General features: G+C 59.9%; 13 protein-coding genes. 8 read left to right on the forward strand and 5 right to left on the reverse strand.

What is annotated here, in order from left to right:
- Window positions 1–76: 76 nt before the first annotated feature.
- Window positions 77–847, reverse strand: a complete 771-nt coding sequence (locus HMPREF0178_RS04860; RefSeq protein WP_009379571.1) for a fumarylacetoacetate hydrolase family protein — start codon at window positions 845–847, stop codon at window positions 77–79.
- Between the two features lie 156 nt (window positions 848–1003).
- Here HMPREF0178_RS04860 and miaB point away from each other — a divergent pair, with 156 nt between their 5' ends.
- Both miaB and HMPREF0178_RS04870 read left to right on the forward strand, forming a co-directional pair.
- Window positions 1004–2365, forward strand: a complete 1362-nt coding sequence (gene miaB / locus HMPREF0178_RS04865) for a tRNA (N6-isopentenyl adenosine(37)-C2)-methylthiotransferase MiaB (protein ID WP_009379572.1) — start codon at window positions 1004–1006, stop codon at window positions 2363–2365.
- Between the two features lie 22 nt (window positions 2366–2387).
- Entirely contained in the window at window positions 2388–3071 is a 684-nt protein-coding gene (locus tag HMPREF0178_RS04870) for a histidinol phosphate phosphatase domain-containing protein (protein ID WP_009379573.1), read from the forward strand.
- A gap of 320 nt (window positions 3072–3391) precedes the next feature.
- On the opposite strand, the gene folD is transcribed toward HMPREF0178_RS04870, so the two are convergent.
- The 3 genes from folD to HMPREF0178_RS04885 all read right to left on the reverse strand — a co-directional run bounded on the left by folD (window position 3392) and on the right by HMPREF0178_RS04885 (window position 6896).
- On the reverse strand, window positions 3392–4282 hold the full coding sequence (gene folD / locus HMPREF0178_RS04875; RefSeq protein ID WP_009379574.1) for a bifunctional methylenetetrahydrofolate dehydrogenase/methenyltetrahydrofolate cyclohydrolase FolD: 891 nt from the start codon (window positions 4280–4282) through the stop codon (window positions 3392–3394).
- A gap of 26 nt (window positions 4283–4308) precedes the next feature.
- Complete coding sequence (speG, locus tag HMPREF0178_RS04880) at window positions 4309–4854, reverse strand: spermidine N1-acetyltransferase (RefSeq protein ID WP_009379575.1); 546 nt, start codon at window positions 4852–4854, stop codon at window positions 4309–4311.
- A gap of 266 nt (window positions 4855–5120) precedes the next feature.
- Entirely contained in the window at window positions 5121–6896 is a 1776-nt protein-coding gene (locus HMPREF0178_RS04885) for a formate--tetrahydrofolate ligase (RefSeq protein ID WP_005029326.1), read from the reverse strand.
- 284 nt (window positions 6897–7180) lie between these two features.
- Here HMPREF0178_RS04885 and HMPREF0178_RS04890 point away from each other — a divergent pair, with 284 nt between their 5' ends.
- Both HMPREF0178_RS04890 and HMPREF0178_RS04895 read left to right on the forward strand, forming a co-directional pair.
- Window positions 7181–7741: a glycine cleavage system protein R gene (locus HMPREF0178_RS04890; protein ID WP_005029325.1), complete on the forward strand. Its 561-nt coding sequence runs from the start codon at window positions 7181–7183 to the stop codon at window positions 7739–7741.
- 120 nt (window positions 7742–7861) lie between these two features.
- Window positions 7862–9238, forward strand: a complete 1377-nt coding sequence (locus tag HMPREF0178_RS04895) for a PFL family protein (RefSeq protein WP_009379576.1) — start codon at window positions 7862–7864, stop codon at window positions 9236–9238.
- A gap of 200 nt (window positions 9239–9438) precedes the next feature.
- Here HMPREF0178_RS04895 and HMPREF0178_RS04900 read toward each other — a convergent pair whose 3' ends face one another.
- Entirely contained in the window at window positions 9439–9642 is a 204-nt protein-coding gene (locus HMPREF0178_RS04900; protein WP_369736914.1) for a hypothetical protein, read from the reverse strand.
- A gap of 132 nt (window positions 9643–9774) precedes the next feature.
- Here HMPREF0178_RS04900 and HMPREF0178_RS04905 point away from each other — a divergent pair, with 132 nt between their 5' ends.
- The 4 genes from HMPREF0178_RS04905 to HMPREF0178_RS04920 all read left to right on the forward strand — a co-directional run bounded on the left by HMPREF0178_RS04905 (window position 9775) and on the right by HMPREF0178_RS04920 (window position 15538).
- Window positions 9775–10578 (forward strand): tetratricopeptide repeat protein, encoded by an 804-nt coding sequence (locus HMPREF0178_RS04905; protein WP_009379578.1) that lies wholly within the window; start codon window positions 9775–9777, stop codon window positions 10576–10578.
- Between the two features lie 380 nt (window positions 10579–10958).
- On the forward strand, window positions 10959–13226 hold the full coding sequence (gene topA / locus HMPREF0178_RS04910) for a type I DNA topoisomerase (protein ID WP_009379579.1): 2268 nt from the start codon (window positions 10959–10961) through the stop codon (window positions 13224–13226).
- A gap of 407 nt (window positions 13227–13633) precedes the next feature.
- Window positions 13634–14263, forward strand: a complete 630-nt coding sequence (locus HMPREF0178_RS04915; protein WP_009379580.1) for an MBL fold metallo-hydrolase — start codon at window positions 13634–13636, stop codon at window positions 14261–14263.
- 66 nt (window positions 14264–14329) lie between these two features.
- Entirely contained in the window at window positions 14330–15538 is a 1209-nt protein-coding gene (locus HMPREF0178_RS04920) for an argininosuccinate synthase (protein ID WP_009379581.1), read from the forward strand.
- Window positions 15539–15559: the final 21 nt, after the last annotated feature.

A 15559-nucleotide genomic window follows, 5' to 3' on the forward strand; every position in this document is an offset into this window, starting at 1 on the left:
GGGGAAACCTTTCTAGAGAAAGGTTTCCCCGCCCCCTCCAATCTTCTTCCCTCTCTTCTTCTCTCCGGTTCCCCGCCTACTGCAAAATCTTCTCTTCCGGGCCGGGACCTTCGACGGGGTTGGAGAGGGTACCTATGCCTTCGATGGACACCTGTACGACGTCATCCGCCAGAATGGGCGAAATGCCGGGCGGCGTCCCTGTAAGGATGACGTCTCCGGGCATCAGCGTCATGACCCGGGAAAGGAAACAGAGCAAATCCAGAGGACGGAAAATCATGTCCCCGGTATTCGCGGATTGACGGACTTCGCCGTTCACAAGGCAACGGATGGAAAGATCGTTGATATCCTCAAGATCGGTCTCAATCCACGGTCCGATGGGGCAAAACGTATCGTAGGACTTGCAATGGCCGATGAGCGGATCGACCTTCTGTACCTCACGGGCCGTCACATCGTTGGCACAGGTGAACCCGAACAGGCTTTCCTCCGCCTCCTCCGGCATCAGGTTGCGGCATACCTTGCCCACGACCATCGCCAGCTCCGCCTCATGCTCAATGCGGCCCATGCCCGACGGCAAGATGATCGGTTCGCCGTTGCCGATAATGCTGCTCGGGGGCTTGAGGAAAAAACTCGGCATGTTGGGCAGAGGATACCCGAGCTCCTCGGCGTGCGCCTTGTAGTTGAGCCCGACACAAACGACCTTGGAAGGCGTTACCAGCGGAAGCACCTTCGCTTCGGAAAGCGGTATGGGTTCCATGTGCCCCGGCTGCTGGTGAAGACGGAACACCAACCCGTCCTCAAGGATGCCGTAATACGATGTGCCGCCGTGTTCGACCCGTATGATCCGCATGGAACACTCCTTGTTTGCCTTTTAAAGCCGTCTTAGGATACGCCAGCGCACGCCCGAACGCAACGAAACGGGGTTGCGCCGGATGCCGGGATGCCTTATTCCTTCCCGAATCCCTCAACATTCCCGCGTTTACCGCGACACATGGAGCATCTCCCGATGGCGCAAGGCACTTTCCATATCATCACGTTTGGCTGCCAGATGAACGTCAACGACTCGTTCTGGCTCGCCAGATCCCTGCAACGCCGGGGGTTCGTCGAATCGCCCCTTGAAAAGGCGGAAGTCGTCATCCTCAACACCTGCTCGGTGCGCGACAAACCGGAACAAAAAGTCTACGCCGCACTTGGGCGCATCAAATATGAAACCCGCTGCGTGCCCGGCTCGTTTGCCGTGGTCGCGGGATGCGTGGCCCAGCAGATCGGCGCGGGCTTTTTCGAGCGTTTCCCGCAGGTGCGGCTGGTCGTGGGCGGCGACGGGCTCGCCATGGCTCCCGAGGCCATCGAACGGCTGCATGGCGATCCTTCCCTGCGCCTGAACCTCACCGATTTTTCCGAAATCTACCCCGAACGCGACCCCGCCCTGCCCGCGCAAGGCGAAGGCGAGATCCCACCAGTGGCCTTCGTCAACATCATGCAGGGGTGTGACAACTTCTGCACCTACTGCATCGTCCCCTTCACGCGGGGCCGTCAGAAATCCCGCGACGCCGGGGCCATCCTTGATGAATGCCGGGCGCTCATCGACAACGGCGCGAAGGAAATCACCCTGCTCGGCCAGAATGTGAACTCCTACGGCCTTGATAAGCACGCTTCCGGAGACACGTCGTTCGCACGCCTGCTGCGTCAGGTGTCGGAACTGCCCGGCCTCGCCCGGCTGCGTTTCGTGACTCCGCATCCCAAAGATCTCTCCCCAGAGGTCATCGCCATGTTCGGGGAAGTGCCGAACCTCTGCCCGCGCCTGCACTTGCCGCTCCAAGCCGGATCGGATCGCGTGTTGGCCCGCATGAACCGCAAATACGACATGGCCCGCTACATGACGCTTGTGGAAGGCCTCCGCGCCGCCCGTCCCGACATTGCCCTGTCCACAGACCTCATCGTCGGTTTTCCCGGCGAAACGGAAGAACAATTTCAAGAAACGCTGGACGCCGTACGTGCGGTCAACTTCATGTCGAGCTTCTCCTTCTGTTATTCCGACCGCCCCGGAACCGCCGCCAGCCGCCACACCGACAAGGTCGAACCCGCCGAAAAGCTGCGTCGCCTCGAACGCTTGCAGGCTTTGCAGGAGGATCTTTCCTCCGACTGGCTCAAGGCCCGCGTGGGCTGTGAAACGGATATTCTGCTTGAAGGGGCCAGCCGCAAACAGGACGGCGAAGATGCCGCCACTGAAAGCTGGCAAGGACGCGACCCGTGGGGTGACGCCGTCAACGTCTCCTTGCCTGCCGGAATCGGCAAACCCGGCCTCATTGTGCCCGTCGCTATTGTGACCGCAAAGAAACATTCTTTGATAGGCGAGCTGCGGGGATAACACTTCAGGGAAAAGGAACACCATGTTCGACTTTCATATTCATGTGAACTGCTCGGGCGGGCGCGACGGACTGCTGCCCTCGGAGGCCATGCGTCTGGCGAAATGCGCGGGATTCCGGGCAGTCGGCCTGATCGTCCGGGCCGATCCCTCGACCCTGCCGATCCTGCTGCCCACGCTCAAAACGCTGGTGAAGACCTGTTCCCTGTACGCGGACATCGAGGCTTTCGCCGGGGTGGAGTTGGTGCATGTCCCCCCCGCCCTGCTGCCTGATGCCGTAGGGCAGGCGCGGGAGCAAGGTGCAGCGCTGATCCTTGCGCACGGCGAAAGCATCCCCCGTCAGCTTGTCGATGTGGTGGAGACAGGGACCAACCTCGCCGCCATCAATGCGGGCGTGGATATTTTAGCGCATCCCGGCCTGATTACGGTGGAAGATGCCCAACTCGCCGCCGAGAAGGGCGTATTGCTGGAGCTGAACACGGCCCCCCGGCACTGTCTCGCCAACGGGCATATCGTCCGCATGGCCGAGCGCTTCGGCTGCGAACTGCTGCTCAACTCTGACGCTTCCAGCGCCGCCGACTTCGAATCCCCCGAGGTCACGCAGGCACTGCGCAAGGCCGCCGCCCTCGGTGCGGGCCTTGATGCCGAAGGGCTTTCACGCCTTCATGTGACCGAAAGGAAACTTGTGCAGAAGCTGCTGCGCCTATAGAACAGGTTTGCTGGGAAGGTGATGTGAAGACATTGGGGAGGGGGAGGAGGAACTTTCTGGAGAAGGGGGGAACACCCCCACGTTTCTCCTCCCCCTCCCCCACCTCTTCAAAGGCTTTTGTGTTTACCGAGTCCCTGTTGCCAGTCTTTCCCAGAAAAAATGAGCTGCGAAGGGTTCAGGCAAGAGATCTTCCCGCGAAAAAAACGGCACAACGGAACTTCCGTCGCGCCGCCTCCCCACCAGTCAAAATTTTTGCGGGGGGGTCCGGGGGAGGGAGCTTTTTTTAAAAAGCTCCCTCCCCCGTGCCTTCATCTCAAACGCTACCGCCCCAAGTGATACCACGCGGAACGGACAGTATTCTTCATGAGCATGGCAATGGTCATGGGGCCCACGCCGCCGGGCACGGGGGTGATCTTCCCGGCTACCTTGCTGGCCTCGGCGAAATCCACGTCCCCGGAAAGGATGGGCTTGCCCGTCTTCTCGTTGAAGCCCACCCGGTTGACGCCCACGTCGATAACCGTTGCCCCGGGCTTGATCCAGTCCGGCTTCACCAGACCGGGAACGCCAGCCGCGACGATCAGGATGTCGGCCCGGCGGCAATGTTCCGCCAGGTCTTTGGTGCGGGTATGAACCATCGTCACCGTGGCGTTGGCACCGGGCCCCTTTTGACCGAGCATGACGGAAATGGGCTTGCCGACGATATTGGAACGGCCAACGACCACGACTTCGGCCCCGGCCATTTCGACGCCCGAGCGCACCAGCATTTCCTGAATGCCCGCAGGCGTACAGGGCAGGAAACGCACGGCATCGCCGCCGATAACCATACGGCCCAGATTGACGGGGTGGAATCCGTCGACGTCCTTGTCCGGATCGATGGCGTAAATGACCTTGTTTTCGTCGATATGCTTGGGGAGCGGAAGCTGGACAAGGATACCGTGGATGGACGGGTCCCGGTTGTACTTGTCGATCAGCGCGAGAAGCGCCTCTTCGCTGATGTCCGCGGGCTGGTTGTCTTGAATCTCATGAAAACCGAGCGACAACGCGGTCTTCACCTTCAAGGTCACATAACTGATCGAAGCCGGATTTTCTCCGACCAAAATGGTCACAAGCCCCGGAACCGTGCCGTGCTTTTCCCGAATGGCCTCAACTTCCTGACGCAACTCGTCAAGAATCGCCGCCCTCATCTCCGTGCCGCTGATGATGTCCGCCATAGAATATCCTTGGGTCAGAGTGTCCGTCAGGCCCACTGTGCAGCCTGTTCTTTCTTTTTCATAAGATAATCGGTCTGGAACGTGCACATCCGCAAGGCGTTTCGGTATTCTCCATTGCTGAAGAATTCGTGCTTCAATTCGCCCTCTACCTCAAACCCGAGTTTCTTATAAACGTGGATGGCTTTTTTGTTTTCCGTGTCCACGACGAGGTACAGTTTATAGAGATTGAGCACCGTAAACGCATAGTCCATGACGAGCAGAACGGCCTTCGCCGCGTAGCCGAGCCCTTGATGCGCGGGTGCGATGATGATCTGAAATTCGGCCCTGCGGTGGACGTAATCGATCTCGACAAGCTCGACCAGCCCGACCTTGGCCTTGTCGTGCTCAACGATAAAACGGCGCTCGCTCTGATCGTGGATGTGCTTGTCGTACAAATCCGTCAGTTCCACAAACGCCTCATAAGGCTCCTCAAACCAGTAACGCATCACGCTGGCATTGTTGTCCAGCTGATGGATAAACGGCAGATCTTCCCGCTCCAGCGGGCGCAATCGGATTGATGGGTCAGCGACCATATGTTGCCCGGAAAATGAATTCCTGAATATAAAGATGGATGAACTCCGCAGTGCTCGCCCCTCGCGGCGGCGCCCGGAATGCCTCTCATATAGAATCAGGAGGGGAAAAAGCAAGCGTACTGACAGGTCACAAAAGCAGGATGGGGAAAAATATATCCACGACGCATCGCCGCCCTATGGCAGGAAGGACTTTTGAAACCTTGAATAAGCTAGAAAAAATGAGGAGGAAAGCCCGCTCGAAGGCTTTCCTCCAGTTCTCACCCAGATTAGAAGATCCCCTTTACCCTGCCGGTATCGACGTCCACGTCTACCCTGCGGAAAGAGGGATTGGAGCCCGTTCCGGGCATGAGCGTGATGGAACCGGAAACCGGAACCACGAAGCCCGCGCCGCCGAAGGTGAGCACGTCGCGGATACGCAGCTTCCATCCCTTGGGAGCGCCCTTCACGCCCGGATCGTCGGACAGGGACAGGTGCGTCTTCACCATGCACAGGCCAAGCTCGTTGGCGTCGTCGCGTTTCTGGATGTCGGCCAGCTTGCGGGACGCCTCGGCGGAGAAGTCCACGCCGTCCGCGCCGTACACTTCGCGGGCCACCAGCTCGATACGTTCCTTAAACGGCATATCCCACGAGTACAGCGGCTTGAACTCGGTCTTGTCGTTGCAGGCGTCCATGACGGCATCGGCCAGTTCCAGCGCGCCTTCGCCGCCGTGTTCCCAGTGCGTGGACAGGGCCACGCGCGCCCCGGCCGCTTCGCACAGCTCACGGACTTTGGCGATTTCCGCCTTGGTGTCGGTCACAAAAGCGTTGATGCACACCACGGGCGACACGCCGGAACGCTTCACCGTATTGATGTGGTGCAGCAGGTTGCAGCAGCCTGCCTCCACGAAGCCCACGTTCTCGGTACGGTATTCCTCAGGCAGAGGACGCCCCGGCACGGGCACGGGCGCGCCGCCGTGGCTCTTGAGCGCGCGGACGGTCGCCACGACCACGGCGGCGTCCGGGGTGAGGCCGCTGTAGTGGCACTTGAGGTTCCAGAATTTCTCATACCCGATGTCCGCGCCGAAACCGGACTCCGTAACATGGTATTCATTCAGCTTGAGGCCGATCCGGTCCGCGATGACCGAACTCTGCCCGATGGCGATGTTGGCGAACGGCCCGGCGTGTACGAACACGGGCTGGCCTTCGATGGTCTGGATAAGGTTCGGATTGATGGCTTCCACCATCCACGCGGTCATAGCGCCGTCCACTTCGAGATCGGCGGTGGTCACGGGTTTGCCGTCGCGGTCGTAGGCCACGATGATCTTGCCCATGCGCTGCCGGAGGTCCTTCAAATCCTTGGCGATGGCGAGAATGGCCATAACTTCGGAAGACACGGCGATGTCGAAACGGGAACGCATCATGAACCCGTCGGAGCGCCCGTTGGTACCGTCCATGCCGATGATGATGTTGCGCAGGGACTGGCAACAGAAGTCCATGACCCAGCCCATGTTCACATTGGTGGGGTCGATATTCAGGCGGGGCATCCCCGACAGCTTGAGCAGCTTTTCATCATTATAATTCCGCTCATGCTGCATACGGGAAGTCAGCGCCACCATGGCGAGGTTATGGGCGTTCATCACCGCGTTGATATCGCCGGTAAAACCCAGGGAATATTGCGTCAAAGGGATGCACTGGGAAAGCCCGCCGCCCGCGGCCGATCCCTTCACGCCCATCGTGGGGCCGCCCGAAGGCTGGCGGATGGCGGCGGAAGCGCGCTTGTTGCGGCGTCCGAGGCCCTGCACAAGGCCGATGGTGGTCGTGGATTTGCCCTCGCCGAGGGGCGTGGGCGTAATGGCGGTCACGTCGACATACTTGCCGTTGGGCTTGTCCCCGAGGCGCTCGAGCACGGCCCGGTAGTCGACCTTGCCCATCACATGGCCGTAAGGCAGGAGCTCTTTATCAAGGAGGCCCATATCACGACCAAGCTGCTGCACGGTTTTCATACGGGTTTCGGCATCCTGAGCGATTTCCCAGTCAGCGTGTTTTTTCGGATCGAGCACCATGAGTGCCTCCTTTTTCTTTTAATAAGAAAATCAAAAAAAGTCTGTCGGCATCGACAAGATTGACTCCCCATATAACCTTTTTCGAAAACTTTCCAGCGGAATTTTTATACAGTCAAAATGTTTCCCAAGGGGGCTGAAACGGAACTGCCGGTCGTTACCAAACTTTTTGCTTGCTAACAGCGGGTGAGGGCTGGCAAAAGAGACTGACGGAATGTTTCCGCCTGATTTCCCTGCTGTTGATCCCCTATTTTGGGAAAGCCAAAGACCTGCCGCGAGAGGTATCTGTGAGCAAAATCGTTGTTTCGGTCATCGGTCTGGATTGCCCCGGCGTCGTCTACGCCGTGTCCAGCACCCTTTCGGCCCTTGAATGCAATATCGAAGAAGTGAGCCAGACCATTCTCAAGAACCAGTTTGCAGCCATTTTCGTGGCCAACAAACAGGAAAGTCTGGACAACGGCACCATCCACACCCAGCTTTCCAAAGCCATTGAATCCCGCGGGATGCACCTTTCAGTTACGATCCGCGATTTTGAAGAAGGCGATACGTCCGGTTCCGCCGAGAGCGAACCTTTCGTCGTGACGGTGGACGGCGAAGACCGTTTTGAAATCATTGCCGCATTCTCCAAGATTTTCGCGGATCAGAAGGTAAACATCGAAAACCTCAAGGCTCTCATGCCTGAGGAGGAAAAGCGCGCCTTGCTGGTATTCGAGATATCCCTGCCGATGGAAATCGACCGTAACGCCCTGCGCCGCACCCTCAAGGACAAAGCCCGCACCCTAGGCCTCCAGCTCAGTATGCAGCACCGCGACATCTTCGAGGCCCTGCACCGCGTGCAGCCGGTTTAAACGGCATACGCGGGGGTTCCCGGAGGTCGACGGCACCCCTCTTCCCTTTCCGCAGGTTCCCCTCAAAGGGGCGGGCAGGCTCCATCCGTGTCAAAAACAAACTTCCCGGAGGAAGTTTCCATGCTTACAGATCGTGAAGTCCTCAGCACCCTGAACATGCTGCGCAACGAACACCTCGATGTGCGTACCGTGACGCTCGGCATCAGCCTTTTCGACTGCGCCAGCCACGATTTCGACGTATTCGCCTACCGGGTGCGCGCCAAGATCGCCAAATACGCCGCCAAACTCGTCGCCACCTGCAACGAAGTGGGCGACAAGTTCGGCATCCCCGTCGTCAACAAGCGCATCAGCGTCAGCCCCATTGGGGTGGTGGGCGCTTCCTTCTCCCGCGATCAGATGGTGCGGGCCTGTCAGGTGCTCGACGAATCCGCCAAGGACGCGGGCGTCGACTTCCTCGGCGGCTTCGGCGCGCTGGTGGAAAAAGGCATCACGCCCGGAGAGCGCAATCTTATCGATGCCCTGCCGGAAGCCCTCGCCACCACGGACCGCATCTGCTCCTCCATCAACGTGGCCTCGACGCGCTCCGGCATCAATATGGATGCCGTGGCCCTGCTCGGCCAGCGCATCCTCGATGTCGCCGAAGCCACCCACGACCGTGACGGCCTCGGCTGCGCCAAGCTGGTGGTGTTCGCCAACATTCCGCAGGACGTGCCCTTCATGGCGGGCGCCTACCTCGGCGTGGGAGAGCCCGATGTGGTGATCAACGTGGGGGTTTCCGGCCCCGGCGTGGTCAAGAAAGCCATCGACCGCGCGATGGAAAACCACAAGCCCGGCGAATTCACGCTCGGCGAAGTGGCCGAAGTCATCAAACGCACGGCTTATAAGGTAACGCGCGTCGGCGAGATCATCGGCAAGGAAGTGGCGCAGCGCCTCGACCTGCCCTTCGGCGTCGCGGACCTGTCCCTTGCCCCGACGCCCGCCGTGGGGGACTCCGTAGGCGAAATCTTCCAGAGCGTGGGCCTGTCCTCCATCGGCGCCCCCGGCACCACCGCCGTGCTTGCCATGCTCAACGACGCCGTCAAAAAGGGCGGCGCGTTCGCCTCGTCCCATGTGGGCGGTTTGTCCGGCGCGTTCATCCCGGTTTCCGAGGACTCCAGCATTGAGGCTGCCACCCGTTCCGGCGCGCTGTCCCTCGAAAAGCTTGAAGCCATGACCAGCGTGTGCTCCGTCGGCCTCGACATGATCGCCATCCCCGGCGACACGCCCGCCGCCACCATTTCCGGCATCATCGCCGACGAAATGGCTATCGGCATGATCAACTCCAAGACCACCGCCGTGCGCGTCATCCCCGTCCCCGGCAAGGGCGTCGGCGAAAAGGCCTGCTTCGGCGGGCTGCTCGGCGAGGCCGACATCATCCCCGTGCCCGGCGGCGACGCCAGCGCCTTTATCAGCCTCGGCGGGCGCATCCCCGCACCGATCCACAGCTTGAAGAACTAAGGGGAATTGGGGAAGGGAGGGGGAACCTTTCTGGAGAAAGGTTCCCCCTCCCTTCCCCAAGCCCCATCCCTCCCCTTCCCAAGACTTTCATCTGTGCAGCCGCCCGCCGCATCGGTTCTCGGCTATAGCAAAAATGTCGGTCCCCGCGGGTCCGTTTGGATTTACGGGATTCTTTTAGCTTTGTGTCTCTTTACTTTTCCTTAGAAGGCCCCAAATATTTTCAGGACTGCACTCTCCTCATTAACAAGGACGACCTCCGTCCATTCCCCCAAAAGAATGAACAGGGATTCGATAAAGTCAAAAGTCTTTGAAGAGAGGGAGATGGGGGTCCGGGGGAAGGGGGAGGGAAACTTTCTGTAGAAAGTTTCCCTCCCCCTTCCCCCGGTTTTCTTCGCCACATCCATATCGTTACGGTAAATCATTGACCTCTAGCGTAGGAGCCGTTTTTCTATGGTCCCCAAGGGTCGAAACGCCTCCGCCCCAATAGGCCGGAGATTCCGGTCGTTCGCCCTCTATTCCGACAGGAGGTTCTAATCATGATCAATACGAAACAGGTTGTCCCCGCCCTCGTCGCCGTCACGCTGCTTTCTCTGGCTCCGGCGGCGGAAGCCCTGGCCATAGAAGAACATGCGCAAGCCGCCAAACCTGCCGCTGTGGCTGCGGATAAGCCAGCGGCGGCCAAACCCGCTGAAGCCAAGGCGGATACCAAAACGGACGCCAAGGCCGACGTAAAGACACAGGCTCCGGCTGCCACGGATCCGGCTAAAGAAACCCCGGCCCCCTCAGTTGAGCAGGCCCAAAAAGCCTATGACAACGGCAGCTACGAAGAAGCGTTCATTATTGTGGAACCGCTCGCCAAATTGGAGCACCCCGACGCCGAATACCTGCTCGGCCAGATGTACGAACTGGGCCGCGGGGTAAAGAAGGATACGGAACAAGCCGTCACGCTGTTCACCTCCGCCGCCAATCAGGGCTATGCCGCCGCTCAGGCCAAGCTTGGACAGCTCCATATGGAAGGCAAAAAAGATTACGCCTCAGCCATGAGCTGGTTCCAGAAAGCGGCCGATCAGGGCTATGCCCTCGCCTACAGCGCCATCGGCGATCTGTACACCAAGGGCTACGGCGTGGGGCAAGATAAGGACAAGGCCCTCGACTACTATAAGAAAGCCGCTACCGCCGGCGACGCCGACGCTTGTCTGCACCTCGGCCAAATGTACGAACAGGGTAAGGACGTCAAGGCCGATCCCGCACAGGCCGCCGTCTGGTACAAGAAGGGCGCGGCTCTCGGCAGCGCCGAATGTGCCGCCGCCCTGAAACGCCTCAACGATCAGAAAGCATAGGAAGCTATCGGGAAGCGAGGAAGGACCTTTTTCTGGAAGCAGGCATCCTGACACTTCTATCTCTTTTGTATAGCTAGATTTTTATTCAATACCGTGTTTGGGTTTTCCGGTCCAAGGCGATCCGGCCTTCCCGTAAGCTTTCCGCAAAAAACGGCATTCATTCCGGCTGGAACAAACGTCTTCCGCGCAGCCGCCCCGCCCGTCGATACGTTTACGGGCAGGGTCCGGGGGAGGGAACTTTCTCTAGAAAGTTCCCTCCCCCGAACGTTCTCCGCAACCGATTTCTTACTCTTTGCGGCTTGACGTTACGCGCCAGTGTCGTATGTTGTGCTGCGCCACGGGTCATTCTCCGTGGCGGATTCAGTCAAAAGGATGCGCACATGGGCAAAAGTCTCATTATCGTCGAATCTCCCGCCAAGGTGAAGACCATCAAAAAATTTCTGGGCCCCGGCTATCTGGTGCAAGCCAGCGTGGGCCATATCCGGGATCTTCCCAAAAGCAACATCGGCGTGGATGAAGCCAACGATTTCGCCCCGGAATACGAAATCATCCAAGGCAAGGAAAAGGTCGTGCAGTCCCTGCGCGATGCGGCTTCCAAGGTGGACACCGTCTTCCTCGCCCCCGACCCCGACCGCGAAGGGGAAGCCATCGCGTGGCACGTCGCCGAGCTCTTGAAGGACAAAAATCCGAACATCAAGCGTATCCAGTTCAACGAAATCACCTCCCGTGCCGTACATGAGGCGCTGGATCACCCGCGCGACCTCAACGTCAACCTGTTCGACGCCCAGCAGGCCCGCCGCGTGCTCGACCGCCTCGTGGGATACAAGATCTCCCCGCTCCTCTGGAAAAACGTCAAACGCGGCATCTCCGCCGGACGCGTCCAGTCCGTGGCCCTGCGCCTCATCGTCGAACGCGAAGAGGAACGGCAGGCTTTCGTGCCCGAAGAATATTGGCTGTTCAAGGCGATCCTTGAAGGCAGCATCCCGCCGCCGTTCAAGGCCGAGCTTTGGAAAGTAGAAGGCAAGAAGCCGGTCATCCCCAATGCCGAAACCGCCGACGCGCTCGAAAAGGCGATGAAGGGCGCGCCATTCACGGTTTCCGCCATTGAAGAAAAGGAACGCAGCCGCGCGCCCATGCCTCCGTTCATCACGTCCACGCTCCAGCAGGCCGCCAACCAGCGCCTCAGCTATCCCGCCAAGCGCACGATGAACATTGCCCAGCGCCTCTATGAAGGCCTTGAACTCGGCGATCGCGGCACGGTGGCGCTCATCACCTATATGCGTACCGACTCCGTGCGCATCGCGGACGAAGCGCAGAAAGCGGCTGCGGATTTCATCGAAAACCGTTTCGGCAAGGACTACCTCGCCCCCGGCGGCAAGCGGAATTTCAAGACCAAGTCCGACGCTCAGGACGCCCACGAAGCCATCCGGCCCGTCGACGTGACCCTCACGCCCGAGGACGTCAAGCCCTACCTCGCCCCGGACCAGTATCAGGTTTACCGGCTCATCTGGGCGCGCTTCGTCGCTTCCCAGATGGCTGCGGCCCGCTTCCACGATACGACCGTGACCATCGACAACGGCCCGGTCCAGTGGCGTTCCAAAGGTGAGCGCATGTTGTTCCCCGGCTTCCTCGCGGTCATGCCGCGCGGCAAGGACGAGGAAGGCGTGGAACTGCCCGCCCTCACCAAGGGCGAAACGCTCAAGCTCAACAGCCTGACCAAGGAACAGAAGTTCACGCAGCCTTCCCCGCGCTTCACCGAAGCCTCGCTGGTGCGCGAACTGGAAGAGCTCGGCATCGGCCGCCCTTCCACCTATGCCTCGATCATCTCCACCCTTCAGGACCGCGACTACGTGACGCTGGAGGAAAAGCATTTCGCGCCCACGGACTTGGGCCGCGTGGTGTGCGACCGGTTGCGCGAGCACTTCAAGACGCTCATGGACGTGGGCTTCACCGCGCACATGGAAGAACTGCTCGACAAGGTGGCCGAAGGCCAGCAGGACTGGGTGGCCCTGCTCCGCAACTTCAACAACGATTTCGATCCCACGCTGCTCGAAGCCGCCAAGAGCATGGGCAAGGCCAAAACCGATACGGTGACCGATATCCCCTGCCCCGAGTGCGGCAAGCCGCTGGCCGTGAAGTTCGGCAAAACCGGGCAGTTTCTCGCGTGTACCGGCTACCCCGCGTGCCGGTATACCTCGAACTACACCCGCGACGAGCAAGGGCAGATCCATCTTCAGGAAAAGGTCAAGCCGGAATTCGAAAAGGTCGGGACCTGCCCCGAATGCGGCAAGGATCTCGTGCTCAAGCGTTCCCGCACCGGCAGCCGGTTCATTGCCTGCTCGGGATATCCGGACTGCAAGCACGCCGAACCCTATTCCACCGGCGTCCCCTGCCCCCGCGAAGGCTGCAACGGCGTGCTTGTGGAAAAAAGTTCCAAGCGCGGCAAGATATTCTACTCGTGCAGCAACTATCCCCAGTGCGATTATGCCCTGTGGGACTGGCCCATCGCCGAGCCCTGCCCCGAATGCGGCTCTCCGCTGCTGGTGATGAAAAATACCAAGGCCAAGGGCAAGTTCATCGCCTGCCCCGAAAAGACCTGCAAATACACGCGCCCCCTCGAAGGCGGCAACGAGGACGACGCGGAATAGTTTCCGTTTGACGGGAAATCAGGGCCGGGGTGACGGGCGTTGCGGCGCCTTCACCCCGGCCTTTGTCGGAATACGTCCTTATCCGCAAAAACTTTGCTGAGCGGCGGACCATAGGTTTCACCCCTCCGGACCTCGCCATTCCGCTTTTTATTCAAAGAATAACATATATTACTGGCGAAATATCCCGCGAAAGCGCTTTTCGGGGACCGTTTTTCCGCCATTGAGCGGTATTTGCACGAATGGCGGGTTCGGGCTATAGTCATGCAGTTTATCCTGATCACCAAGGATATGCCAAACCTACAGCCGCAACCGGCCTGCCCTGTTCCGGCTCTCTTTTCCCATGCGGAACGGAGCAGCCGTTTATCTGAGCGTCGGCAGCCGCTTGTCATAGAGAGGGAGATTTCAATATGCCCATCGAAACATTTCCCATCGGGCCGCTTGAAACCAACTGCCACATCGTCATCAGCGGCTCGGACGCCGTCGCCGTCGATCCGGGCGGGGATTTGAACAGCGGCCTCGGCGAAGTCCTCGCCTTGCTCAAGGAACAGAACCTCACGCTCCGGGCCATTCTGTGCACGCATTTCCACTTCGACCACCTGTATGGCGTGGCGGCCCTGCATGAAGCGACCGGCGCTCCTGTCTACGGCCCCGCCGGGGATGCCTCCCTGCTCGGCACCGAGCTCGGCGGCAGCGGCGCATGGGGCTTCCCTCCGGTGACGACGTTCCAATGGGAAGATTTGAAGGAAGGCCCGCACACCTTCGGTTCGATCAAGTGTGAAGTGCTGACCACGCCCGGCCACACGCCCGGCAGCCTTTCCATTTATTTCCCGGAACTGAACAGCATCATGACCGGCGACCTGCTCTTCTACCACTCCGTCGGGCGCACCGACTTCCCCGGCAGCAGCCAGGAAGCCCTGCGCAAGTCGCTTCACAAGAAGATCTTCATTCTTCCGCAGGAAACCGCGGTGTATCCGGGGCACGGCCCCAACACCAACGTGGGCGAAGAACTCGCCAACAACCCGTACCTCTGGCTCTAACGGAACCGCCTTCCTCCCCGGTCCGCGGCTCCGAAAGCATATTCCTCATCTCATTGGAGAGATTTCATGGCTCAGCAGAGAAACATCAAGAAAGTGGTGCTCGCCTATTCCGGCGGGCTGGACACCTCCGTTATCCTCAAGTGGCTTCAGGTGAACTACGGCTGCGAAGTGATCACCATGACCGCCGACGTGGGGCAGGAAGACGACCTGAACGGCGTGGATGAAAAAGCCCTCAGGACCGGCGCGACCAAGGCCTATATCGAAGACCTGCGCGAAGAGTTCGCCAAGGACTTCATTTTCCCCATGCTCCGCTCCGGCGCTCTGTATGAAGGCCGCTACCTGCTCGGCACCTCCGTGGCCCGCCCGCTGATCACCAAGCGCCTCGTGGAAATCGCCCGTGCCGAAGGCGCCGACGCCCTCGCCCACGGCGCAACCGGCAAAGGCAACGACCAGGTCCGCTTCGAGCTGTCCGCCGCCGCCCTCGCGCCCGACCTGCGCGTGATCGCCCCCTGGCGCGAATGGGATCTGATGTCCCGTACCGCCCTGAACTTCTTCGCCGAACAGCACAACATCCCGATCTCCTCCGGTGCGAAGCACTACAGCATGGACCGCAACATGCTCCATTGCAGCTTCGAAGGCGGCGAGCTTGAAGATCCGTGGGAAGAACCCCTCGAAGCCTCCCACATCATGGCCGTCCCGTTCGAGAAGGCCCCCGATGAACCCGAATACGTCACCATCACCTTCGAGCACGGCGATCCGGTTGCCGTGAACGGCGAAGCCCTGTCGCCCGCCCAGATCATGGTGAAGCTGAACGAACTTGGCCGCAAGCACGGCATCGGTCGCGTGGACATGGTCGAGAACCGCTTTGTGGGCATCAAGTCCCGCGGCGTGTACGAAACCCCCGGCGGCACCATCATCTACGTGGCCCACAAGGACCTCGAAGGCATCACTATGGAACGCGAAACCATGCACATCCGCGACATGATGATGCCCTCCTACGCCGGAGCCATCTACAACGGTTTCTGGTATTCCCCCGAGCGCGAAGCCATGCAGGCCTTCATCGACAAGTCGCAGGAACGCGTTTCAGGCACCGTGCGCCTGAAGCTCTACAAGGGCAACGCGTGGCCCGTCGGCCGCGAATCCAAGAACACCCTGTACTGCGCCGACCTCGCCACCTTTGAGGAATGCGCCACCTATGACCACAAGGACGCCGCCGGCTTCATCAAGCTGAACAGCCTCCGTATCCGCGGCTACCGCAAAGACCTCATCAAGTAAGATGAGTTGATTGTGAATATT

Origin of the sequence: Bilophila sp. 4_1_30 (assembly GCF_000224655.1) — a bacterium.
In the GTDB taxonomy this organism is placed as follows: Bacteria; Desulfobacterota; Desulfovibrionia; order Desulfovibrionales; family Desulfovibrionaceae; genus Bilophila; species Bilophila wadsworthia.